Source organism: Bacillus zhangzhouensis (genome assembly GCF_000715205.1).
Lineage (GTDB): Bacteria > Bacillota > Bacilli > Bacillales > Bacillaceae > Bacillus > Bacillus zhangzhouensis.
Genome location: NZ_JOTP01000025.1, coordinates 1 through 22349 on the forward strand (window position 1 = coordinate 1; position 22349 = coordinate 22349).

At 39.8% G+C, this 22349-nt stretch carries 24 protein-coding genes, 1 tRNA gene and 3 pseudogenes; 5 read left to right on the forward strand and 23 right to left on the reverse strand.

The genetic code is table 11. The features are described from left to right. Positions 1-24: 24 nt before the first annotated feature. The 3 genes from BA70_RS15595 to BA70_RS15605 all read right to left on the reverse strand — a co-directional run bounded on the left by BA70_RS15595 (position 25) and on the right by BA70_RS15605 (position 2277). Positions 25-1161, reverse strand: a complete 1137-nt coding sequence (locus BA70_RS15595; protein WP_034324154.1) for a BclA C-terminal domain-containing protein — start codon at positions 1159-1161, stop codon at positions 25-27. Positions 1162-1205: 44 nt separating this feature from the next. Further along, a complete protein-coding gene (locus BA70_RS15600; RefSeq protein WP_034324156.1) occupies positions 1206-1550 on the reverse strand; it encodes a DUF3992 domain-containing protein in 345 nt (114 codons plus the stop codon). Positions 1551-1623: 73 nt separating this feature from the next. Then, positions 1624-2277, reverse strand: a complete 654-nt coding sequence (locus BA70_RS15605; RefSeq protein WP_034324158.1) for a CotZ-related putative spore coat protein — start codon at positions 2275-2277, stop codon at positions 1624-1626. Positions 2278-2462: 185 nt separating this feature from the next. Here BA70_RS15605 and BA70_RS20045 point away from each other — a divergent pair. Both BA70_RS20045 and BA70_RS15610 read left to right on the forward strand, forming a co-directional pair. Beyond that, positions 2463-2586, forward strand: a tRNA-OTHER gene (locus BA70_RS20045). Between the two features lie 33 nt (positions 2587-2619). Further along, positions 2620-2991: an iron chaperone gene (locus BA70_RS15610; protein WP_034324160.1), complete on the forward strand. Its 372-nt coding sequence runs from the start codon at positions 2620-2622 to the stop codon at positions 2989-2991. A gap of 56 nt (positions 2992-3047) precedes the next feature. On the opposite strand, the gene BA70_RS15615 is transcribed toward BA70_RS15610, so the two are convergent. Both BA70_RS15615 and BA70_RS15620 read right to left on the reverse strand, forming a co-directional pair. Next, a complete protein-coding gene (locus BA70_RS15615) occupies positions 3048-3629 on the reverse strand; it encodes an undecaprenyl-diphosphatase (RefSeq protein ID WP_034324162.1) in 582 nt (193 codons plus the stop codon). A 162-nt stretch (positions 3630-3791) separates the two neighbouring features. Beyond that, positions 3792-4334: a GNAT family N-acetyltransferase gene (locus tag BA70_RS15620; RefSeq protein WP_034324165.1), complete on the reverse strand. Its 543-nt coding sequence runs from the start codon at positions 4332-4334 to the stop codon at positions 3792-3794. 122 nt (positions 4335-4456) lie between these two features. Between BA70_RS15620 and BA70_RS15625 the strand changes: the two genes are divergently transcribed. Further along, complete coding sequence (locus BA70_RS15625; protein ID WP_034324167.1) at positions 4457-4918, forward strand: macro domain-containing protein; 462 nt, start codon at positions 4457-4459, stop codon at positions 4916-4918. Between the two features lie 75 nt (positions 4919-4993). Here BA70_RS15625 and BA70_RS15630 read toward each other — a convergent pair whose 3' ends face one another. The 8 genes and pseudogenes from BA70_RS15630 to BA70_RS20650 form a co-directional block, all read right to left on the reverse strand. Beyond that, positions 4994-5476, reverse strand: coding sequence for a TIGR01741 family protein (locus BA70_RS15630; RefSeq protein ID WP_034324170.1), 483 nt, complete (start codon positions 5474-5476; stop codon positions 4994-4996). Between the two features lie 3 nt (positions 5477-5479). Then, positions 5480-7405, reverse strand: a complete 1926-nt coding sequence (locus BA70_RS15635) for a T7SS effector LXG polymorphic toxin (RefSeq protein ID WP_034324173.1) — start codon at positions 7403-7405, stop codon at positions 5480-5482. A gap of 314 nt (positions 7406-7719) precedes the next feature. Next, positions 7720-8538: an alpha/beta fold hydrolase gene (locus tag BA70_RS15640; protein ID WP_034324175.1), complete on the reverse strand. Its 819-nt coding sequence runs from the start codon at positions 8536-8538 to the stop codon at positions 7720-7722. After that, complete coding sequence (locus tag BA70_RS19135; RefSeq protein ID WP_051691172.1) at positions 8532-9113, reverse strand: CGNR zinc finger domain-containing protein; 582 nt, start codon at positions 9111-9113, stop codon at positions 8532-8534. The genes BA70_RS15640 and BA70_RS19135 overlap by 7 nt, the downstream gene beginning before the upstream one ends. Positions 9114-9577: 464 nt before the next feature. Further along, a pseudogene (locus tag BA70_RS20645) lies at positions 9578-10584 on the reverse strand (XkdF-like putative serine protease domain-containing protein). A 1-nt stretch (position 10585) separates the two neighbouring features. Further along, entirely contained in the window at positions 10586-11461 is an 876-nt protein-coding gene (locus BA70_RS15655; protein ID WP_034324176.1) for a hypothetical protein, read from the reverse strand. 75 nt (positions 11462-11536) lie between these two features. Then, positions 11537-11723: pseudogene (locus BA70_RS15660) on the reverse strand (hypothetical protein); the annotation flags it as partial. A 276-nt stretch (positions 11724-11999) separates the two neighbouring features. Beyond that, complete coding sequence (locus BA70_RS20650) at positions 12000-12236, reverse strand: ArpU family phage packaging/lysis transcriptional regulator (RefSeq protein WP_338058960.1); 237 nt, start codon at positions 12234-12236, stop codon at positions 12000-12002. Positions 12237-12464: 228 nt separating this feature from the next. Between BA70_RS20650 and BA70_RS19670 the strand changes: the two are divergent. After that, a pseudogene (locus BA70_RS19670) lies at positions 12465-12720 on the forward strand (LCI family antimicrobial peptide). 96 nt (positions 12721-12816) lie between these two features. Here the strand turns inward: BA70_RS19670 and BA70_RS15665 are convergent. The 8 genes from BA70_RS15665 to spoVK form a co-directional block, all read right to left on the reverse strand. After that, positions 12817-13020: an XtrA/YqaO family protein gene (locus BA70_RS15665; RefSeq protein WP_034324179.1), complete on the reverse strand. Its 204-nt coding sequence runs from the start codon at positions 13018-13020 to the stop codon at positions 12817-12819. Positions 13021-13215: 195 nt separating this feature from the next. Beyond that, positions 13216-13380 carry a hypothetical protein gene (locus BA70_RS20655; protein ID WP_239646686.1) on the reverse strand — a complete coding sequence of 55 codons (165 nt, stop codon included), beginning with the start codon at positions 13378-13380 and terminating at the stop codon, positions 13216-13218. 132 nt (positions 13381-13512) lie between these two features. Continuing rightward, a complete protein-coding gene (locus tag BA70_RS15670) occupies positions 13513-13836 on the reverse strand; it encodes a helix-turn-helix domain containing protein (RefSeq protein WP_239646687.1) in 324 nt (107 codons plus the stop codon). Positions 13837-13969: 133 nt separating this feature from the next. Beyond that, positions 13970-15304 carry a type I glutamate--ammonia ligase gene (gene glnA, locus BA70_RS15675; protein WP_034324180.1) on the reverse strand — a complete coding sequence of 445 codons (1335 nt, stop codon included), beginning with the start codon at positions 15302-15304 and terminating at the stop codon, positions 13970-13972. 60 nt (positions 15305-15364) lie between these two features. Continuing rightward, positions 15365-15775 carry a MerR family transcriptional regulator gene (locus tag BA70_RS15680; protein WP_034324181.1) on the reverse strand — a complete coding sequence of 137 codons (411 nt, stop codon included), beginning with the start codon at positions 15773-15775 and terminating at the stop codon, positions 15365-15367. A gap of 91 nt (positions 15776-15866) precedes the next feature. Next, the gene (locus BA70_RS15685) at positions 15867-17147 is read right to left on the reverse strand and encodes a methionine gamma-lyase family protein (protein ID WP_034324242.1); all 1281 of its coding nucleotides are present in this window, start codon (positions 17145-17147) and stop codon (positions 15867-15869) included. 18 nt (positions 17148-17165) lie between these two features. Then, positions 17166-18428 carry a GTPase HflX gene (hflX, locus tag BA70_RS15690; RefSeq protein WP_034324182.1) on the reverse strand — a complete coding sequence of 421 codons (1263 nt, stop codon included), beginning with the start codon at positions 18426-18428 and terminating at the stop codon, positions 17166-17168. 121 nt (positions 18429-18549) lie between these two features. Beyond that, positions 18550-19509 carry a stage V sporulation protein K gene (gene spoVK / locus BA70_RS15695; RefSeq protein WP_024424083.1) on the reverse strand — a complete coding sequence of 320 codons (960 nt, stop codon included), beginning with the start codon at positions 19507-19509 and terminating at the stop codon, positions 18550-18552. A 320-nt stretch (positions 19510-19829) separates the two neighbouring features. Between spoVK and BA70_RS15700 the strand changes: the two genes are divergently transcribed. Beyond that, positions 19830-20588 (forward strand): N-acetylmuramoyl-L-alanine amidase, encoded by a 759-nt coding sequence (locus tag BA70_RS15700; protein WP_034324185.1) that lies wholly within the window; start codon positions 19830-19832, stop codon positions 20586-20588. Between the two features lie 66 nt (positions 20589-20654). Here BA70_RS15700 and BA70_RS15705 read toward each other — a convergent pair whose 3' ends face one another. Together BA70_RS15705 and nrdF are read right to left on the reverse strand one after the other, a co-directional pair. Continuing rightward, the gene (locus BA70_RS15705) at positions 20655-21272 is read right to left on the reverse strand and encodes a hypothetical protein (RefSeq protein ID WP_034324187.1); all 618 of its coding nucleotides are present in this window, start codon (positions 21270-21272) and stop codon (positions 20655-20657) included. Between the two features lie 84 nt (positions 21273-21356). Beyond that, complete coding sequence (nrdF, locus tag BA70_RS15710) at positions 21357-22337, reverse strand: class 1b ribonucleoside-diphosphate reductase subunit beta (protein ID WP_034324190.1); 981 nt, start codon at positions 22335-22337, stop codon at positions 21357-21359. Positions 22338-22349: the final 12 nt, after the last annotated feature.

Below are 22349 nucleotides of genomic sequence, written 5' to 3' on the forward strand. Positions count from 1 at the left end.
GCCCTTGTTGGGCTTTTTTTGTACTTATTCCAAACGTATGATGGTTAATGCCGCTCCAACCGATCCTCCGCCAAGTAAGACAACTGTTGCGATCAATCCAAATATTTGGAGAGAAATTTGGTTACCTGCTGCAAGTGTTGTGATGAGAGATACGTTGTAGCTAGACGCAGATAAAGAGGGTGTTAAAATAGATCCTGCTATTGGTGTCCCGTTGTTAATCACCCTCGTTCCAGCAAGCAGTGCTGCACTTGTATTGACTTGATACGTAATGAAATAACGACCTGAAACAGGCACAGTAAAGACCGTATTTCCACCACTTGCTGTAAATCCATCTAAACTTTGATTATTAGGCAAGGAAACAGCTGTTCCACCTAATACAACTAGTACTGTACTTCCTGACGTATTGGACGCATACATCGCATTAGCGGTTAAACTTGTACCGGTTGGACCCGTTGCACCAGTTACTCCAGTCGGACCGGTTGGGCCCGTGTTTCCCGTTGCGCCGGTTGAGCCTGCGATTCCCGTTGCACCAGTCGGACCGGTCGATCCTGTGATTCCTGTTGCGCCGGTCGCACCAGTCGAACCCGTGTTTCCTGTTGAACCAGTTGAACCACTTGTGCCCGTGTTTCCTGTTGCGCCGGTCGGGCCAGTTGGGCCTGTGATTCCCGTTGCGCCAGTCGGACCACTTGTGCCCGTGTTTCCTGTTGCGCCGGTCGGGCCGGTTGGGCCCGTGTTTCCTGTTGCTCCGGTCGGACCACTTGTACCCGTGTTTCCCGTTACACCAGTAAAGCCTGTTGAGCCCGTTATTCCTGTTACGCCGGTCGGGCCTGTTGGGCCTGTGATTCCCGTTGCGCCGGTCAGGCCGGTTGAGCCTGTTATTCCTGTTGCGCCGGTCGCACCAGTCGAACCCGTGTTTCCTGTTGCACCAGTCGGACCACTTGTGCCCGTGTTTCCCGTTACACCAGTAAAGCCTGTTGAGCCCGTTATTCCTGTTGCGCCGGTCGGACCACTTGTGCCCGTGTTTCCTGTTGCGCCGGTCGCACCAGTCGAACCCGTGTTTCCTGTTGCACCAGTCGGACCACTTGTACCCGTGTTTCCTGTTGCGCCAGTCGGGCCGGTTGGGCCTGTTATTCCTCCACACATATTAAGTTGGGCGCACATGCCTCTCACTACTTTCAAACTGTGGAATAATCAAGACATACACTCTAATACTGATAATTTAGAGAGAAAGAAACTACAATATTTCCAGTTGAGGTTCCACCAGTGCCTACAATCCCAATTGAGTTAATATCATTGAGCGTAATGGATCGACTCTCACCTGGAGGTACTGTGAAATCTGGAACGGCAACCCCATTTACCTCTAACGTAACAGTAGGTGCTACAGCCACGATCCCGTTGTTTTCCACCATAATGGTCCCGTTTATGACAAATGGTGTTCCATCTGTCCAGACTACAACTGCATCCGCTGCTGCTGCTAAATCGACTGTGAAGCATACTGCATCATTCACAAAGCCTGTTTGCTCATTATTACATCCGCCTAAAATAGCCATTTTAACCCTCCTCAATCTATTCTTGATAGACTATGATCTAGTGATCTTCGAAGATTGTGCGATTATCCCAGACTTAAAGCTTTATTTTTTTCGTTTGTACCATGTTTAATTGTATGTCTAATCGCGCTTTCACTTTTTTAGTGGCTTGTTTCTTTAAAATCAACATCATATCTTTCACAGTAATCGCTCGACTTTCTCCTTTTTGGACACATATGTCATGACATGCTTTTTTCGTTTGAATCCTCACAGAGATTGGCACATCCTGATCATCTTGATGATGCAAAACAACTGTTGCCGTATTCAGTAACTTTGTTTCATTACGCCATATTTCAAACGAACTGAGTGATGTTGAAAAACAAAGAAGGATGTGGTGAGGTTCTATATTCTTTAGAATGAGAGCGTCATATACGGGCAGTTCTACTTCACTCATTCCGCATAAAAAAGACAGATCCACAAGAATTCTTGAACTGGATCGATACAAGACTTTCTGGCAGCACGCCGATCTCATGCAGCACGGTACAAGGAGTTCTAAAACCACACAATTCTGTTCTTCATTGATAGAAATCAAAGAAAAATAGCAAGTCTTAAACACACTTTTTTCAAAGAACACCCATGAATAGAAAGGTTCCCCGTCTTCCATGATGAGCAAAAAAGGAGAACTCATTGAACGTTTGTGAGTAAAGCCTTCGTTCTTTGTTTTATTGTTTACCTCTTTCAGTTTACTCATCAGCAGGTTTGTCACTTTCCATCAGCCCAATTCAATGCTGTATACAAATCCATATGGTCTTTTATCATATGTGCGTTTGACTATTTTGTGCGATTGGTCTTTAGATCACCGCTTGTGGCCATCAATCGTGAGCTCATCTTTTCATTTATCTTGTTTCTCTATATAATATGATCAAGAACTTCAGTGCCTCAGTAGCTCTAGAAGGATAGAGACCGTAAAACAAATTGTAGCTGGCGGGTCGCAAAGCAGTCAGTGAAATTCCGTAGGGAAGTTACGAAAGGAGTGCGGGTTTGAATCCCGTCTGAGGCTTATGAGGTCGATGGAAATGGAGGATAAAAAATCATGCATGTGTTTGAAGAATATGTAAGCAACATTGGTAACCCAGAGCTAAAGCAGCGCACTCAAGACATCTTACAATGGATTGAAGACACATTTCCTCAATTAGAGCCAAGAATTGCATGGAATCAGCCCATGTTCACAGATCACGGGACGTTTATTATTGGGTTTAGTGTTGCAAAACATCACATTTCTGTCGCACCAGAAGGAAAAGGAATTGATCACTTTTCAGCTGAAATTGTACAAGCTGGTTATGATCATGGAAAAAAGATGTTTCGCATGAAAGAAAGCTTCCCCATTGATTATCCTCTACTAAAAAAAATCATTGAATTTAATATTGAAGACAAAGCGATTTGTCCAACGTTTTGGCGAAAATAATCAACACCCCGATCTGAGTCGATAACAGATCGGGGTGTTTTACTACACCTTACATTTTATTTGCTTCTCTTCCTTACACATTTCTGTTCAATCCATTCATAACAGGCCAAGATGGTATCAACACCCCTTTGGAATATCGGCAAACCAATAACAGCGACCGCTGTTAAACATGCTATGACAGCACCTACTAAGACATCAAATGGATAATGAACACCTACCCAAATTCTTGAAAATCCAACAGTACAGGCAATGATCAGCCAATAAATATGGCGTTTGTGAAACAGCCAAAAGATCAGGCAAATAGAAAAGATAAAAATTGTGTGATCACTCGGAAAAGAGTTATTCACTTCCTTATGGATCAGAAGATTGACGTGACTCATTTCTGCAAAGGGCTGCTGATTGAAATAAAAGGCCCCAGCGACTTTCCCAAGTAACTCTGCCAATATGAAGGTAAGTCCGGCAGATATGATCATCTTCCTATTTTTTTCGCTTCGATTTCGAAACCATATGAATAGACACATGAGCGCTACTAACAGCACAGTATATTCAGCTAATCCAATGAATATCGGATTCAAGTGACCATGATCGATACTGAGCTGATTCACCCACCTAAACAAACGTTCATTATACTCCTGCATCTCATTTCATCCCTTTTTACTCGATTTATGACAAGGATAATTGAAATGAGATGCCTGCTCCATCGATCGAACGAACAAAACTGAGGAAACATATCACATTTTTGTCACGTCGTTGTCACCTGAACATCAATCAGAAAACCCTCATCCTTTTCATAACAGGATCTATTGAGAGTGATTTTGCTCCCATTCCTTTTTCAGCAAAGCATATTGATAGGTGTTTTCATATTTAGGTGTGCCATCCTCATATGTAGTAAATGAAATAAACTCAAGAAAAAGGCCTTCTTTCCGCATCCCTAATCGCTCACATAATGTTTGTGAGCGGTCATTATCATCCTCTACGTATGCATAAAGCCGCCTCGCCCCCTTGTCCTCAAATAAATAGGACAAGAGAGCTTCAGCACTCTCACGCGCATATCCCTTCCCTTCATATGCTGCATTGAAATTCCAGCCAATTGAATACGTGTCAGGCTCCTCCTTCAAATGAAACAACTCACCGATAATCTGTTGACTTTCTTTTAAACAAACTGCTACATATGAATGATCTTCTTTTCTCTTTTGTACCTTATCGGCAGCTTCCTCTAATGTAGAGATTCGATCATCGAGAAAACAATTTACTCTTGGATGAGACAAGTACTCAAGCATTCCTGCCGCATCTTCATCGCGAAACGGTCTAAGAATTAACCGATTCGTTTCTAATTGATTCATAAACGACTCCTCACTGTTTCTTCAACTAAACTCATCAAAAACATTTTGGCTATTAAATAACATGATCACAACTGATAAAATAGAACATAAGTTTCTATTTTATCAGAAAGGGGTTAATTGATATGATCAAAACGGTGGATGGCAACATCTTAGAGGCAAGTGAAGACATCATCTGTCACCAGGTGAACTGTAAAGGGGTCATGGGAGCTGGATTAGCCAAACAGATCAAAAGCAAATATCCGAATGTGTACAAAGATTACAAACAATTATGTACAGAACAAGGAGATGACTTGTTGAGCTCTGTTCAACTCATCACAACAAGCGACGGAAAAACCATTGCCAACTTTTTTGCACAAGCCGGGTACGGAAGAAAAAGAAAGCAAACCGACTACGACGCCTTACGCAGCTGCTTTCAAAGCCTAAAGGAAACAGTGACACATTCACTGGAAGAGAAAAACCGAACTTCCATCGCCATTCCTTATGGGATCGGCTGCGGATTGGCGGGCGGCGACTGGACGATTGTCGAAGATATGATTGAAGAGGTACTTGGTGATTGTGAAGTGACGATTTATCGGTTTAGATAAAGGGAAATGAGATATTCTTATGAAAATTGTAAATACAGGTATACAAAAACCCTCCTTAATTTGGAGGGTAAAGAGCTAATTGTTGTTTTCTTCTTTATTTTTTAAATAATTCAGGACAGCTTCTTTATCGTCCTCATCGTCGGGTAAAAATCCAAACGTGTCATATTCCCAAACTGCTATTCTTTGATCCCCATCAATTCCTAATGAATAAATATCTTCGTACCCATACTCAATCGAGAATTTCCCTGGTTGCTCCAGCTTTAAAATTGCTGTCGTCCAATCTCCTAATCCGCTTTTTACATATTTCTTTTTCAAGTCTTCAAAAGAATGGAGAAGTTTTAATAATAGCTGTTTATAAATAGTGTTGCTAACACTGTAATTTTCAGGAATATTATGACCATATATCAATTCTTCATTACCTAGGTTGCAGAAATAAAAGTTCACTTCTGACGAATCATCAACGATTTCTGCATACATCCAAACTTTATCCCATTCCACAGGAATCATTTCATTTATTATTTCTGCTATTTCTTTATAGTTTTCTTCTATTTTTTCCATGCTTCAACCTCCTAGTTTATTTTTAATAGTTCTAAATCTCTTTTGCTCTCCGATTTTATATTCTACAAGAAATTCTGCAGGTCTTAATGAATCATTCTTATAGACAGGTTCGATTTTAACCTCTACATGCTTTGGAGGGTCAGCCATTAATGCTTTTTTCCACTTCTGTTCCATCTCATACCATTTCCCGCCACTACGATTAATCTGTGAATTCATCGGAAGTAGGTTATCAATATCCCCAGAACCTTTAAAAATAGATGCGATTAAATGACCTCCATCATCATCTAGTAATCGATCCGGCTTGCCTGAATTGGATTGGGCGTATTGGTTTCTTTTAACCTCTCCGTATTTTAAATCACTTGCTTCAACTTTGACAATGCGGCCATAGTGATCCGTTGTGTAGGTGTAGCCTTGTTTAGTTGCATAAACGACATTCGGTTTTAATACTTTTTTGCGTTTCCACCTTACATAATGATCTCCGTATTTGACGACGGTCGGTGGTGATTTCGGTGCTGGTAATCGCCTTCCCGTTTTGGAGATTCCATAGCCTGAATCATTATCTAAACGTTTTGCCATAGAAAGAAGTTTATTTTTGATATTCTCCCCGTCAAAAACGTTATACGGTAGTTTCCCTCCACCAGCTATTTGAAACTTTGGTGAGTACGGCAATAGATTCGGAATGGAGACATTATCTATTGATTTTGCCCCTTGTTCAAGTCCTTTTTTAACGGTTGTTTTAGCGGCAGTTGTTCCCGTTTTTGTCATGGCTCCTGCACCTTTAGAACCAAAAGCAATTTCTGCTAGAGAGCCTGCGGCATATGCAAACCAGTGTGATCTTGAGTAGGCATCACCTTCAATGACCTCTTTTTGGAATGAGTCTGAAATTGATTTTCCAATCGCTTTCGATGTTTCAATCGGATGAGAAACAGCTGTCACAACTGATTCTACAGCCCCACCAGGGTCAGTGACAAGATCATATATTCCGGTCACTGTGTCTTTTGCCACATCGTATATACCAACTGCTGCGCCTTTTACACCATCAATAAAGACACTTGATGCTTCTTCCTGTGCTTTGATTTGGAGAAGCTGGCTGTAATACATTTTTTGATCATATGAGAGATTCTCATAACCTATCTCATCTACAATCTCAAAGTATTTCGCTTCTGACATACACGAAGGATCATTGAGCTTTTCTTTCAGTTCTTTGATTCTTCGTTTCTCTTTTTCTTCTTTTTTCACCTTTAAATATGCTTTCACTTGAGCATCGATTTTATCATGGTTCTTGTACACATCTGTCTTATGAAATGCTTTTGCATCATAATACATTGGCTGAGCGTTCTTTCCTTTTCCTGTAGCAGCCATCATCTTTGCATAAAAAGTTTTGAGGTGATTCTCAATCGCTTCTGACTTTGCGTATTCTGTTTTCAAATCATTGTCTATTTTATGTAAAACATCAATCGTCTCTTTTCTTTTTTTGTTCGCATCGTCTAAATGTTCATTGACTTCTTTACTTGAAAATACATTCAGCTCAATGAGATCACTGATGTCATCAAAAATGGTCGAGAGTGCCTCTTTTTGTTCTTTGACCATATCTTTATTGTTCTGAATCCCTTGTTTCAATTGAGTGTCTAAAAAGTGCTCATCAATAAAAGTACTCCCGCCTAATGATTCATCATCAAGCTTCCCTTTTACTCCATCTAAAAAAGACTTTTGCATATCAATAAAATCAAGATAAGTGTCCGTGTAAAGCGCAAGATCCACATAAAAGGCTTTAATATTGTCTGCACCTTTTCCAGTAAATTCATCACCTAACCCCGACACACTTTTTAATGCTTTTTTCACAAGTTTCATGTCTTCTTGAAGCTCATGATAGGCCTTTGACCTTTTTTCTATAGCTGATTGTAGCGATGGAGCATCTAATATCTTCATATAAAAAAGACTCCTTTTATGGCATATTCTTTTACTAGAATACCATAAGGAGTCTGACACTTTAATCCACTTTATCGTTTTTTAACCAATTACAGAGCTGCCTCTTGATGCAACTGTTATTTTTTCAGGTTTAGTAACTGCACTAGGAATCACTCCGTGGATCGTTGTTATATCCTGCAAACACATGCACTCATTTTCAAATACCGTTGTAAAGAAACTGGTGAACCTAAAATTTTTTTACCACATGGAGACCTTCTTCTAAAAAATCACCATGATTATTTAATCACTTTGACCCTGCACCTTCTAAACTAGTATTAATCTAATGCATATTTAAGTATATGTGCTAACAAAATACTAGGTTGGTCTTCTTGAACTAAATGACCAGCATTTGAGATAGTAACATATGACGCATCAGGGATTTTACCAGATAATTGCTCTCCTTTCTCTATTGGTATCCAAGTATCTTCTTCTCCCCAGATGATTAAAGTAGGAACGCACACTTCGTCGTAGAGAGACTCAATTTCATCTGTATATTTCTGGCTGGCTTGTGCGATTTGTCTGTAAAAAGCTTCTTTTCCTACATGACCTAACCAAGGTTCTTTAATGCCCTTTAGGGTATCTGTGTCCATTTCCCTAAACATAGCACCTTGCACATAAGTAGAAATAACAGATTCATGAATATAATCAGGTAGTCCTTGAAATGCCTTTTCATAATGATTCACATGTGAAAAGAATTCAGATCCCCAAGGAGCTATCGCAACAGGATCTATTAATATCATCTTTTTAAAAGAGCGATTATTTAACAGATGTGCTCTCAATGCTGTTGTACCACCAAAGTCGTGCCCAACTATAATGGGGTTGTTTAATCCCCAATGATCTAGTAACTCATTAAGGATTTTATTTTGTACACCCAGAGAGACATCCATTTCTTTTTTTTCTGATTTACCGTACCCAAGTAGGTCGTAATAGTAAACTTTAAACCATTGGCTGAGACCTGGGATTATATGTCGCCAATTAAATGATGACCAAGGAGTTCCATGCACCAAAACTAACGGAGGTCCTTCTCCACTCACCGCATATTTTACATTTCCATAGGTTGAATGATAAGTCTCTGACAGCTTGAATTTTACCATTTTTCAACTCCTTCAATGTCTATTTTTTTGTTCTTGTAAAACTTCCTTGCCTTTTCACGATTTCCACAAAGTTGCATTGAACACCATTGCTTATTTTGATTTTTAGTCTTATCTATAAAAAACCAATCACAATTCGTGCTACTACATTGTTTGATTGTTTGATTTGATTTCAGTAGATGATAGAAGGAACGAACAATTGGATAAAGGATGATAAAGACACCTTGCCCATCTAGATGTTTTACGCTTACTTTTTCTTCATCATTTTGGCAAATATCTATCCCTCTATGTGCTTCATATAACCACTTGTTAAATAAGATTATATCCTTCCTACTTACATCCTCTTTATGGTGAATTGAATTCAAAATGTTAAACATTGTATCTCGTAGTAATCGAATTTCTTCTATTGAAATTCCACTGCCCTTAATTTTTAAATCAATAAAGTGAGTAGATTCTTTTGCCCAATTTACTAAAGCAGAAGTGTCCATGCACAACTCTTGATAGAATTGATTGTATCTATTGTTAGCTGTATTAATAAAATCTAAACTCAAATCTCCACCAACCGCTTTATAATTCAATAGTCTTTTATACCTCCAATAAGTTATAACCACCTAAATTAATTTTAGGTGGTTATATAAATAGTGTCAAATGTGAGTTAATTATGATCACCTCAAGTTTCCCCTACAGGTGTATCAATGGGTGAAAAAGTATCAAGAAAGCGGAGAAAACGGCTTTAAAAGACAACCGAGGGAAACGCAAAACTGAAGAAGAACTGACACCTGAAGAAAAAATTCAGTGGGAAAACAAACGGCTGGAACAAGAAAATGAGCGTTTGCGTGCGGAGAATGCGTTCTTGAAAAGTTGGTAGAGATCAAAAGGAGGCGGTTCTAAGTCAAGTTCGTACGAAAATTGATATTTCGCCATTCAAGAGCTGAATCAAGAAGAAAGCTTCTCTGTCCAAATGGTATGGTGAGATTCCAAAGTTTCACGCCAAGGGTAGGACTCTGTATTGATAACGGGCGATTGAGTCGTTTGAGGGAAATTAAAATGAGAGAAATACATACGGAACACTTACGAGACATTTGAGGAACTTCAAAGACCAATTGATGAAGATATATCCACTTTTACAAACATGACCTACTACAAGAAAAACTAAACGGCCACAGCGACGTGCTTTTTCAAGGGTTTCGACTCTTTTCAACAACTGGAGCCAATGCCTTTTCTACAGCTGCGGCCATTTTTTTTGCGACCTCTTCATCAATTTGTTTTTCTTGCGGATCAGGCTGATCTTCGCCTTCTCCCTTTTGAAGGTCATCCAGACGTTTTACGACTGGTGCAATTGTTTCATCTAGCATCTTTTGCAGATCTTTTTTTTCATTTCTTCGTCCTTCTTCTCTTCCGTTTGATTCAACAGATTGTCAATAGCGGCTCTTGCATTTTTCAGCTCATTTAGATTGGCAGCAGAAAATTTTCTACCTGCCTTTTTCACTTCTGCCTCAGGCTTCTCATTCTTCAAAAGAAGTTTTTGAGCAAAGAAAAAAGCCCTTTCTCATCAGAAGTTGGCTCACGTTCTTGCTCACCTATATCTGCTGTTCCGGCCATTGAGTAGCCGGTGATCTCACCCTTTTGAATCTGTTCCCATATTTAATCAGATGCTTTTGTGACAAGGACCCACGATCCTTTCTTGATAATCTCATCGCCCATTTCAAAGTCAGAGGGAGCAATGTACGATTCAACGACTTCCCCGACACCGCCTTGGAAATCATGCTGCTTGTCGATCTCACGTGCATCCTTCAGGAACCCGTGAGCGGCTTTCTAAATTTCTTCTTCTTCTGGTGTCATGTAATCTCCATGTGCATCTGCTATGTTTGGTTCATATACAATACCGTACACAAGACGCTGTGCATCATCAGCTTTGGCAATGACCTTGATCTCTTTTTGAAAGTCTGGCTGCTTTTCTGATTTCATAAAAAAGAACTGCTTTTGATTAGCAGCCTTGTCTAAGTATGAAACATTTGTGATTTTTGCATTAACCAATTCCCGTGGCAATTTATTCACCTCCTTTCATTGTAAAGCGTCCTTTGTACTTATTTTCATATTCTTTTGAGGCTCTTTTTTCATTCATTACTTTTTCATCACCTTCTGTGAACCTTCTTAAAAACGGAAATTTCCAAACTAACTTATTGGGGATTAAAAATTTAAAGAATTTATATAACCAATTCGATTTTTCCTCATCATTTAGGAGAATTGCTAAGTTAATTAATAGAATAGGTAAAAAAAACAAAACACTAATCATAAAGCTATCTATAACAAAATCATATATATTTTCATAGAAATAATTTTTAAACAACTTATCCGATATAATTAAATACATCATAAAACTAGTTAAAGTGACAGAAAAAATAATCGTGTGGCTTATAAATTTATAGCATTTCAAAAACAACCTAAACCAAATATTTTCTGTTTTTTCAACGATTAAATGCCAGTACATGTCCTTATTAACGACTTTGTGCTCCGCATAGAATACTTTTTCTATTGCATTCTTTAAATCAACGAACTTTATCATAAATTCATCTAACTTCTCGCTATTTTCATTTAGCAAATAATCATAATATAGCTCTTCTAATTCAAGAAATTGTATGATGATACGTTTGTCTTTTAACTTAACAATAGAACCGTGATCATTCGCATATTTCTCAAAAAACGCATCTAATTCTCTTGATAAATCAGATACTTTACTTCTATTTAATATATTTTTCATAGAAATATAAAGTGCACCACTAGAACCTGTAAGACTTTCAGCTATAATTTTCCGATTTTTTTTAATTTCATTTCGTTGCGTTACCAATATAGACGTAAGAAATACTGTTAATATAGATCCTAGAATTACTCCATAATCTTTTATAATACTAAGAATAAGTTGCATTTATCTCTCCCCTTTTCTTTTTATACGAAAGGAGGGAGGATTTGTTTCAAATTATTAATTCATTAAATTTTTCTTCTAATCTCTTTTTTCCTCGGCTGACAGTCCTAGAATAACAGGATCAATCACAGGACCAACCTGACAGTTTACTCGCTCTTTTGGAGAAAGATTTGTATCTCTCGGAAAGACACCGCTCTCCGCTGCCTGGTATCTCAAATTCTTCATTGAGAGGAATGATCGTTCCGTCCAGCTGCACATGACTTTCCTCTCGACAGATTCGAAAAACTGTCCTCGATACAGCTGCTATCAGGCTCAGAATGTCCCTCTCGTATGGCCACATTCCTCAACACCTTTGTTCCGTATCCAGATACGCCATTGATAAGGGAAAGGCGCGTCTCCCAATAAAAAAGCGGACACCAATCAAGGCACTTAAAGTGCTCAATGATCAGCGTCCTCAGGTTCTTCCTTCCGGACAATTCACGTTCGTTTTGCTTGTCTCTATCATACGATGATCCTCATAGAAAAAAAGGCCCCCTTTTTCTCAGTTTTTTCTCGGCAATGCAAATAAAAAACAGCACTCTATGATTCCTAGTGCTGTCGGAAGGTTAAACATCGCTTGCTTCTTCAATTTGTAATACCGGTCTTTCTTCAGACCCAGTTCTTCACACACCTCCAAATCCTTCACCGCACGTGATGTCAGGTATTTCATCCGAATGATGTCTTGCTCAATTTCATCTAGGCTGTTTTCTAGCGCTCTTTCTATCTGCCGGACCTTCAGCCATTTAAAACTTCCTGGTTTCTGAGATAAGGAAACAGGCCTGTTGCACCATTTGTCTCCTGTTTTTTTCTATTTTTCTCCTGCACCTTCAGGGCTTTATAGAGTTTCAGCTCCTTGAAAGTTCATATTAAAATTTTTTTATAATCTATCTAACTCTGAAAACCGTTCGTATTTTTTATAAATTATAGGATAATTAGGTGTGTCAAAATAAACAAGGGAGTGTTTTAAATGAGATTAAAAAAAGTTTTAACTTGTTCCGCATTATCCTTTGTTTTACTTGTTTCTGCATCTCCTGCATTCGCTTCAACTTCTAATGCAGACAGCAACATTAGTCAAAAGGTAATAACTCCTCAAGCTGAGCTGAAAACTATTCATCTAAAAGCCAATACACAAGCAGGATCTTTCTTATGTTTCATATCTAAAAGTAAATGCTTCAACAAAAGATGATGGTACTTGGACAGGTAAATATCAAGGTTGGTATTAAAATATATAGCTGCAAATCACTATGCCTGTTTTAATAATTTCATAATCACTAGCAATTAACTTATTTTTGACTGTTCCCTGCAGGAGGAAGCTCCTGCTATTTTATTTTGTGTGAACTCGAGTAATTTAAATTTGTGAACCGGCCGTCACGTGTAGTGATTTCCGTTTTCCCGTAAATAGGTGCTGCAGCTAAAAATGCTTCGTAGGAATAGCCATCTAGGATAATGACTTTTACTTCTCCCTTTCCAAAAAGCTGATCAATTGAGATGTTAGAGTCTATATGTTTGTAAGGATTATTCATGCACAAGGCATCCCATGTTATAATGAATTATCGAGATTCATTATAGCTAGAGCCTTGTGCTTTGGTTCTCTTTATTTGCCCTGAAGAGCTTGCAAATCACGTACACACATTCTAAAGAAGTGTTCGTCCCTTAAATCTAAAGACAGGTCAATCAAAGCCCTCAGATCAACTTCTGTCAGATCCTCATCCAAATTTTCAGCCCAAGACTTTGGAACAACCAAGCAAGGTATTACCACTAAGAAACCTTACTAAAATGTCACCTTCATCTACTTTAAGTACATAACCTGCTTTGTTAAGTGGTTCTCTTTTGCCTTTCCTTGATGCTTTTATCCAGTCTCCTTCTAAAAATTTGTTTTTCATCTGATAATCCTCCATCCTTTCTTAATCCTACTGACTTGTTCATATTGTTTAAGTGGTTCATAGAGGTGAACACGTTGTCCATCCTCTATGCGATAAAGCAGGAACCACCGTTTTGAGCGTTTGCGTGCCATCTTATGTAGCCCCATCTTCCTCATCTTTTTGATCAACTTTAGGAAGATCGTATTCATCTGGAACGCTATCATCTGAACTCTTTTCGTCTTCAGCTGCTTCTTCAGCCTTTTGAATCGGTTCAGCTTCGTTGGCTTGATCCTGCTTCCAGTCCCACCATGTTTCAGCGAGCGGGGCAACTGCTGCTCGGTAGTCATTGATCAAATCAACTATTGCGCTGGATGACATCTCAAGCTCTGTGGCTAACTTACGGTAAGATTCACCTTCAATGTGATGCTTAACAACATCGGTCATATCTTTTGGGAATTCTTTCTGTTCTGGATCCATACCCTCATGGAGTGAATTTTTTATCATTTTTTGTGGGTAAATTGCGGGTAGTGCATCTTCATATTAAAATATTAGCAACACCAAAAAAATAAAGAAAACCCCTGAAACCATTGGTTCCAAGGGGTTTTCTCTATTAATACTGAGACATATACTGATCGCGTTCCCATGGGTGTACTTGGGTGCGGAACATATCCCATTCGATTTCTTTTGATTCGATGAAGTGCTCGAATAAGTGATCGCCTAGTGCGTTGATCATGACTTCGTTTGATTTCAGCAGTTCTAGCGCTTCTGCAAGTGTTGCAGGAAGGTCAGCGATGCCGTTTTCAAGGCGCTCTTCTTTGTCCATGACATAGATGTTTCTGTCAATTGGCGCTGGTGCGTCTAGTTTGTTTTTGATTCCGTCTAGACCTGCTGCAAGTAATACGCTTAGTGCAAGGTATGGGTTTGCAGATGGGTCTACGCTGCGTACTTCTACACGTGTGCTGATGCCGCGTGATGCTGGGATACGGATCAATGGGCTGCGGTTCTGTGCACTCCATGCAACATAGCAAGGTGCTTCATAACCAGGTACAAGACGCTTGTAAGAGTTCACCGTAGGGTTTGTGACCGCTGTAAAGCTTGTTGCATGCTTTACGATCCCTGCGATAAAGTGTCTAGCCGTCTCGCTTAATTGTAAATCTGCTTTTTCATCAAAGAATGCGTTTTTGCCATTTTTGAATAATGATAGGTTACAGTGCATACCAGATCCGTTTACACCGAACAATGGTTTTGGCATAAATGTCGCATGAAGACCGTGCTTTCTTGCAATGGTTTTGACAACAAGTTTGAACGTTTGAATGTCATCACAAGAACGGATCGCGCCTGCATATTTGAAATCAATTTCATGTTGACCAGGTGCTACTTCGTGGTGAGATGCTTCAATTTCAAAGCCCATTTCTTCAAGCTCTAGTACGATATCACGGCGGCAGTTTTCGCCTAGATCTGTTGGTGCAAGGTCAAAGTATCCACCTTTATCGTTTAGTTCAAGCGTTGGCTCGCCTTTTTCATCTAATTTAAATAAGAAGAATTCTGGCTCAGGTCCAAGGTTGAAATCACTAAATCCCAGTTCTTCCATTTCCTTTAAGACACGCTTTAAGTTGTTACGAGGGTCTCCATCAAATGGCGTCCCGTCCGGCTTATAAATGTCACAAATAAAGCGTGCAACTTTACCTTTTTCTGCTGTCCAAGGGAAAATAACAAATGTGTTTAGATCTGGATATAGGTACATATCTGATTCTTCAATACGTACGAACCCTTCAATAGATGAACCATCAAACATACATTTGTTATCGAGAGCTTTTTCTAACTGGCTCACAGGAATCTCAACATTTTTAATTGTTCCGAGAATGTCTGTAAATTGCAGACGGATGTACTTTACGTTTTCCTCATTTACTAATTTTACGATATCTTCTCTTGTGTACTTTGCCATTTCGTAAAACTCCTCCCCTACAAAAGGTAAAATGTGTATAGCAATGCTTTTGCTAATCTGTTAACGGAAGAACCTTGACATATCCCCCTGCCTAAAGGTCGTTCCTTGTTGGAAACGTCCAGCCTGAATGAGTTCCTTCTTCAGTAGCTTCCTGAGTTCATCATCTGTCAAGTTGTGCTTCGCTGTGGTTTTCTCCTCAGTCTTTGTTTCAGACGCAGGATTCTCCGCCTCAGCTTTGGCAAAAAGCTTTTTGATTCCTGCCATGTTTACACCTTGTTCGATGAGGTTTTTAATTTCTAATAATTTATCAACATCATGGAAAGAAAATAATCGGCGATTCCCATCACTTCTTGCTGGAAATATTAAACCATTTTCCTCATAATAGCGAATTTGTCTTGCAGATAATTCTGTTAGCTGCATGACAATCCCAATTGGGAATAAAGGCATTGAGCGGCGAATGTTATCACTCATCTCAACTGTCTCCTCCTCTTTGCTTAAATTTATTATATGTCATGTTATATTATGTGTCAACGAAATGTTAGGAATATTAACATGGATTTTTTTATCGAGTAGGTACTTCAATAAAACCTTGTTCCAATAAGGCATCTACAGCACTGCAAATCGCATTTTTCACATGGGCATACGTAAGGCCGCCTTGAACGTAGGCGGTATAAGGCGGTCTGATCGGACCATCGGCTGATAATTCGATACTAGCTCCTTGCACAAAAGTGCCAGCTGCCATAATGACGTCATCCTCATAGCCCGGCATATAGCTTGCATACGGTGTGACGTGACTGTTGATCGGAGATGCATATTGAATGGCCTGGCAGAACGCAATCATTTTTTTAGGATCTCCAAATTCTACAGATTGAATCAAGTCCGTTCTTTTCGCATTCCACACTGGGTTTGTTTGAAACCCAAGCTTTTCAAGAAAACGAGCTGTAAACACTGCGCCCTTTAAGCTTTGCGCAACGACATGCGGGGCTAAGAAAAATCCTTGATACATTTCCTGGAGCGCATACAGCGATGCACCCGCTTCACTGCCGATGCCTGGAGCTGTCATTCGATAAGAGCAAGCTTCTACCCATTTTTCTTTTCCAACGATGTAGCCGCCTGTTTTGGCAAGGCCGCCGCCTGGGTTTTTAATAAGAGAACCAGCCATGAGGTCTGCTCCCACATGACATGGCTCTTGTAATTCAGTAAATTCACCATAACAGTTGTCAACAAACACAATGATCTCTTCATTGATCTCCTTCACAAATGAAATCATTTGCTCAATTTCTTCTATTGTAAAGGAAGGTCTTGACGCATAGCCTTTTGAACGCTGGATGCCGATAACTTTTGTTTTAGAGGAAATAGACTCTTTTACTTTGTCGTAATCGACTGATCCGTCTTGGCGCAAATCAATGGCTTTGTAGTCAATCTTGAAGTCTTTTAATGAGCCTGTCCCTTCTTTCCCGCGAATCCCGACAATTTCTTCTAGGGTGTCGTATGGCTTCCCTGTCATGTAGATCAATTCATCGCCAGGTCTTAGCACACCGAATAAGGCAATGGAAATTGCATGTGTTCCGGAAATAATTTGCGGGCGCACAAGACCGCTTTCTCCTCCGAATACATCCGCATAGATCTTTTCTAATGTGTCTCTTCCCATATCATCATAGCCATATCCAGTTGTCGGATTAAAGTGAGAGTCACTGACTTTATGCTTTCGGTAGCTTTCAAGCACTCTCCACTCATTTTGTTCGCTCGTTTGATCAATTTGCTGATGCATGCGTAAAATCTCTTGTTCTGTTTCTGCTGCTACTTGTTCTAAAATGGTGCCATGTTTTAAAGTGTGAAACATCTTCATTTAATTCCTTTCCTACAACATATACTTCTTGATTTGACCTAATATGGTCTGCTCCTCACCACTAAATCCAGTGATGTCATAAAGCTCTGCTTCTTTTTGAAATTCTAGTGACTCCACGAGTGTTTCTGACTTTAATGCGGATATGAGCTTCCCTTCATACGCTGGAATCTTCACGTGATATGGCTTTAAAAAGTTATTTTTCAGCTCAGCCATAATATCCGCTTTCAACCGCTTCACATCTCCCTCGCGTCTAGCACTGATTAAAATATGTCGTTGCTTTGAAGATGGGATAAAATCCGATCTGATTTGATCTTCTTTGTTATAGACGGTCAGCATAGGAATACGGTCTGCTTCTAATTCCTCTAAAAGCTCATGAACCGTCCGTTCGTGTCCTTCGTAATCCTCATTAGAAGAATCGATCACATGAAGCAAATAATCTGCTTCCTTCACTTCTTCGAGTGTGGAGCGAAATGCTGCAATGAGTGTTGTTGGGAGGTCTTGAATAAAACCAACTGTATCTGAAATCAGCACGCTGTAGCCAGATTCTAATGTCATCTTACGTGTCATTGGATCAAGTGTCGCAAACAGCAAATCTTCTTCATGGCTATCAGCATCTGTTAACTGGTTAAACAAAGTGGATTTTCCGGCATTCGTATAGCCGACAATGGCAATTTGAAAAACGCCATTTTTCTTCCGACGTTCTCGGTATCTTGTTCGGTGTTCTTTCACTGCAGATAACTGCCCGTTAATTTCGTGAATGCGGTTGCGAATATGGCGTCTATCTGTTTCAAGTTTTGTTTCACCTGGACCTCTTGCGCCAATCCCGCCCCCTTGTCTTGAAAGGCTGATCCCTTGTCCACTTAGTCTCGGCAAGGCATACTGAAGCTGGGCAAGCTCTATTTGCAGCTTCCCCTCTCTTGTACGGGCTCTTTTGGCAAAGATGTCTAAAATCAATTGCGTACGATCAATAATTTTCACATCTAGGGCAGTCGCCAAAGCTTTTAACTGGCTTGGAGAAAGCTCGTCGTTAAAAATAATGACATCACATGCTAATTCCTCGCAAAGTACTTCCAGCTCTTCTACTTTCCCTTTTCCGATGTATGTTGCGCTGTCCTGTCTATTTCTTTTCTGCGTCATCACGCTGACAGCTTCACCGCCAGCTGTTTTAGTTAAGGAAGCTAATTCTTCCATTGAGTATTGAAAGCGTTCATCCGTTACATGTGGCAATTGACAGCCGACAAGGATCGCTTTTTCAGTCATTTCATGTTCATTCAACGTCAGTTGTTTCCTTTCTGTACTTAAGTTTTCAGTAGTACCATCATACCAAACACATCACACGTATACCACTATTCGGAAGGTTTATTTTAGCGTCTCTTCACAAAAAGGATACGCCATTTCAAGAAGGCGTATCCTCTTTCATTTGAAGGTCGTGACTTTTAATGGTAAGCAAATCTTTTTTATCGTAATGATCAACAAGAAGCAGTCTCATCGCCTGGGTTCGAATGGCTTTTTCAATGGTGTTTCGCACAAACCGGCCATTGCTGAATTTTGCAGGGCTTGTCGTACTCTTAATGTGCATCAAATAATCTCGCAGCTTCCATTCTGCTTCTTGGGTAAATACATATTCCCTGTCAGCCATCATTCGTTTTGCAATATCCATGAGCTGATCGACTGTATAATCAGGAAAGCTGATATTGATTGGAAATCTTGATTGAAGGCCGGGGTTTAATGATAGAAAATGGTCCATTTCCTTGGAGTAGCCAGCAAGAATGAGAATGAATTCGTGCTGTTTGTCTTCCATATGTTTTACTAGGGTATCAATCGCTTCTTTCCCAAAATCCTTTTCTCCTCCGCGGGCAAGAGAATAGGCTTCGTCAATGAACAAGATGCCGCCTAGTGATTTTTTAATTAAATCCCTTGTTTTCTGCGCAGTATGCCCAATGTACTCTCCGACGAGATCACCGCGTTCGGCTTCAATTAAGTGCCCCTTTGAGAGGACATTCATTTCAAAAAATAGCTTTCCGACAAGCCTCGCAACCGTTGTTTTCCCTGTCCCTGGATTCCCTTTGAACATCATATGAAGCGCTTGTTTTCCTACCTTTAATCCTTGTTCCTGTCTTTTTTGATTGACAAAAATCCAGGCATAAATCTCTTTTATGTTTCGTTTCATTTCATCCATACCGACAAGGCTGTTCATTTCACGCTCTATTTCCCGTAAGATGCTGTGTTTTGCCTCATTTTTCTGCAAGGCTTCTAGGTATTCTGCCTCTGAGTCTGCATCAACCAATACTTGCTTTTGTCCGTTAAGTATAATATTGATTTGGCCGTTGTTTTTATATGTGACAGCTCGCTCCAACGTATTCACCTCTCGCTCTTCTCTCTTTATTCTATTCGGGTGGAGCTGTAATCGTGACAATCGCCCGCTTAAGCCCAGGTTTGCTGTCAAAATGACCCGAGATACCGAATATTGTAGGGGATTCTGCGGTTTCCCAGGAAATGATGTGCTATTTCTATTGTATTCATCCATTTTGGGCGGACAAACCAATAATTTGCTTTTTCTTAGAAAAATGTAGCTTTTTCATCACAAATTATGCAGAAAAGAGTCTCAATGATTTCCGCATTTTGTACAGGCAATTCTTCTATTTTCTCATAAAATAAAGACGAGGTGATGAATAGATGGTGAAAATTTTTATTGATCCTGGCCACGGAGGAACAGATTCTGGAGCTGCTGCTAATGGACTTTTGGAGAAAAATATAACACTTCAAATTGCGCTTTTACTAAGAGATATCTTGATTAGTGAATATGATGGGGTTTCCGTCCGCTTAAGTCGTTCAATTGACCAATCCGTCACTTTATCCCAGCGTACGAATGCGGCAAATAGCTGGGGAGCTGACTATTTCGTGTCTATTCATATTAATGCTGGCGGGGGAACAGGTTTTGAAAGCTATGTGTATCCTGGCATTTCAGCACCAACCACCACGTATCGCAATGCCCTTCATGATGAAATTGTCCGCTCGGTTGATTTTGCCGACCGAGGCAAGAAAACTGCGAACTTCCACGTTCTTCGGGAAACTTCTATGTCCGCTATTTTAACTGAAAACGGTTTCATTGATACGACAGCTGATGCAAATAAGCTCCGCAATGCTTCCTTCCTTCAAGGCATCGCTCGCGCTCATGCCAATGGATTAGAGAAGGCCTTTCAGTTGAAAAAAAAAGCAGGTAATCTTTATAAAGTTCAGGCCGGGGCATTTAAGGTAAAAGCCAATGCTGATGAGCTGGCTGCCACGCTTAGATCCAAAGGATTCGAAGCATTAGTCGTACTAGAAGGCGGTATGTTCCGCGTGCAGGCTGGGGCTTTTCGTTCAAAGCAAAATGCGGATGACCTCGTAGTCAGATTGAAGCAGGTCGGTCACGACGCATTCGTTTTCCAATAAACTGAAGCTGTTATAATGAAACAAACCGGCTCAAGTCATTGCAGAGCCGGTTTGTTGTCTATTGATTTATGCTAAGATATTCACGACAAATTGTGACCACGTTTCAAGACGATCGAAGTATTCAGGCTTTTTCAAGTCTGCTACTTTCATCCATTTTCCTGAGATTTGATCTGTTTCTTTTACTTCCACATGAGCACCAGGTGATAATTCAAGTGCTGATAACAGCCCAATATGCACACGGCCGACACTGTTGTCATCATCATTGATTAATCCAAGGGTTTTCATTTCAAGTTTGTCTTCTTCTTGAATCGAAAGTTCCTCGTCCAGCTCACGATCCGTATTTTCTTTTAGGATTTCAGCAAAATCTTTTCCTTCGATAAAATTCATATGACCACCAAAACCAAGAGATAACTTATGATGTAATCTTGTCTCTCCCCCGCCTTGAAGTCTTTCATATACATACACTTCGTCTTTACGCTTAATGACGACATAAGGAATCGGCTGCTTGAAGTCAGGATTTTCTTCTGCATCCCCTCTTCGCATCTGCTCGAAGTGCTCTTCGATTTCTTTCATGATCGTTTTGATTGTTTCCTCTTCACTATTCACACCATTAAACGCAAGTGTTTCGTTTTGGAAAACACGTTTGCGCGGTGCGACTAAAATGATTTCATCCATTTTTCCCATGTTCGGTAACCTCCAGTATGTAACACGTTGTAAGAAATGGCAAAAAGCCAAAACGAGTGATGCGTTTTGACTTTTGCGTTTTAGTTATGATTCATCTCCAAAGAAGAAGTCGTCATCTTTTAACGGCTCAACTGTTGCTTTTTTGTAGCCGTTCCCTTTCATTGAGAAGAAATCATGTGACTTTGTTTTTGTATTGAGTCCGTTCAATACAATCGGGTTAATCTCTTCTTCTTCAAAGTAAGGGGCAAATCCAAGGTTCATTAACGCTTTATTGGCATTGTAACGAATGAACTTTTTCACATCATGCGATAAATTGACTTGGTCATAAATATCCTCAGTGTAATGAAGCTCATTTTCATAAAGCTCGTTCAGCAAATCAATGGAGAAATCATATAGCTCTTTTTGCACGTCAGGTGTTTGTTTGTTGTAAATTTCTTGCGCTAATAATCCAACGTACACACCGTGAATCGCTTCATCACGCAAAATCAAGTTAATGATTTCACCACTTTGCATGAGCTTTCCTTGTCCATAGAAATAAAGCGGGTAGTAAAAACCGCTATAAAATAAGAAGCTTTCTAAATAAACAGAAGCAACCATTGCTTTAAACAAGGAAATAGGATCATCCTTTTGAATGGAACGGTATAGACCTACAATCATATCTGCTTTCTTTTGCAAGAATTTATTTTTCTTGACCCATTCAAACACTTCACTAATGGTTTCAGTTGGTGCAAGTGTCATGAAGATATTTGAGTATGATTTCGCATGTACCGCATTTTCCATCATCGCCATAAAGTTTAACACCGCTTTACGCTGATGACCGTCTACATGTTCTGCCACAATCGGCATACCTGTATTTCCTTGTTCTGTATCAAGTAAAGTCAGTCCAGCAAGTACCTTCATGTACGTATCTCGCTCTTTTTCACCTAAATACTTCCATGTTAAGAGATCCCCGTTTAAGGAAATCTCTTCAGGAAGCCAGAACTGCTTCACATTTTGGTTGTAAAACATTTGTGTAAAATCGTCTTCGTGTTTTGACCAGTTGGCTGCATCATAAATTTTTGTCACGTTAAACTCTCC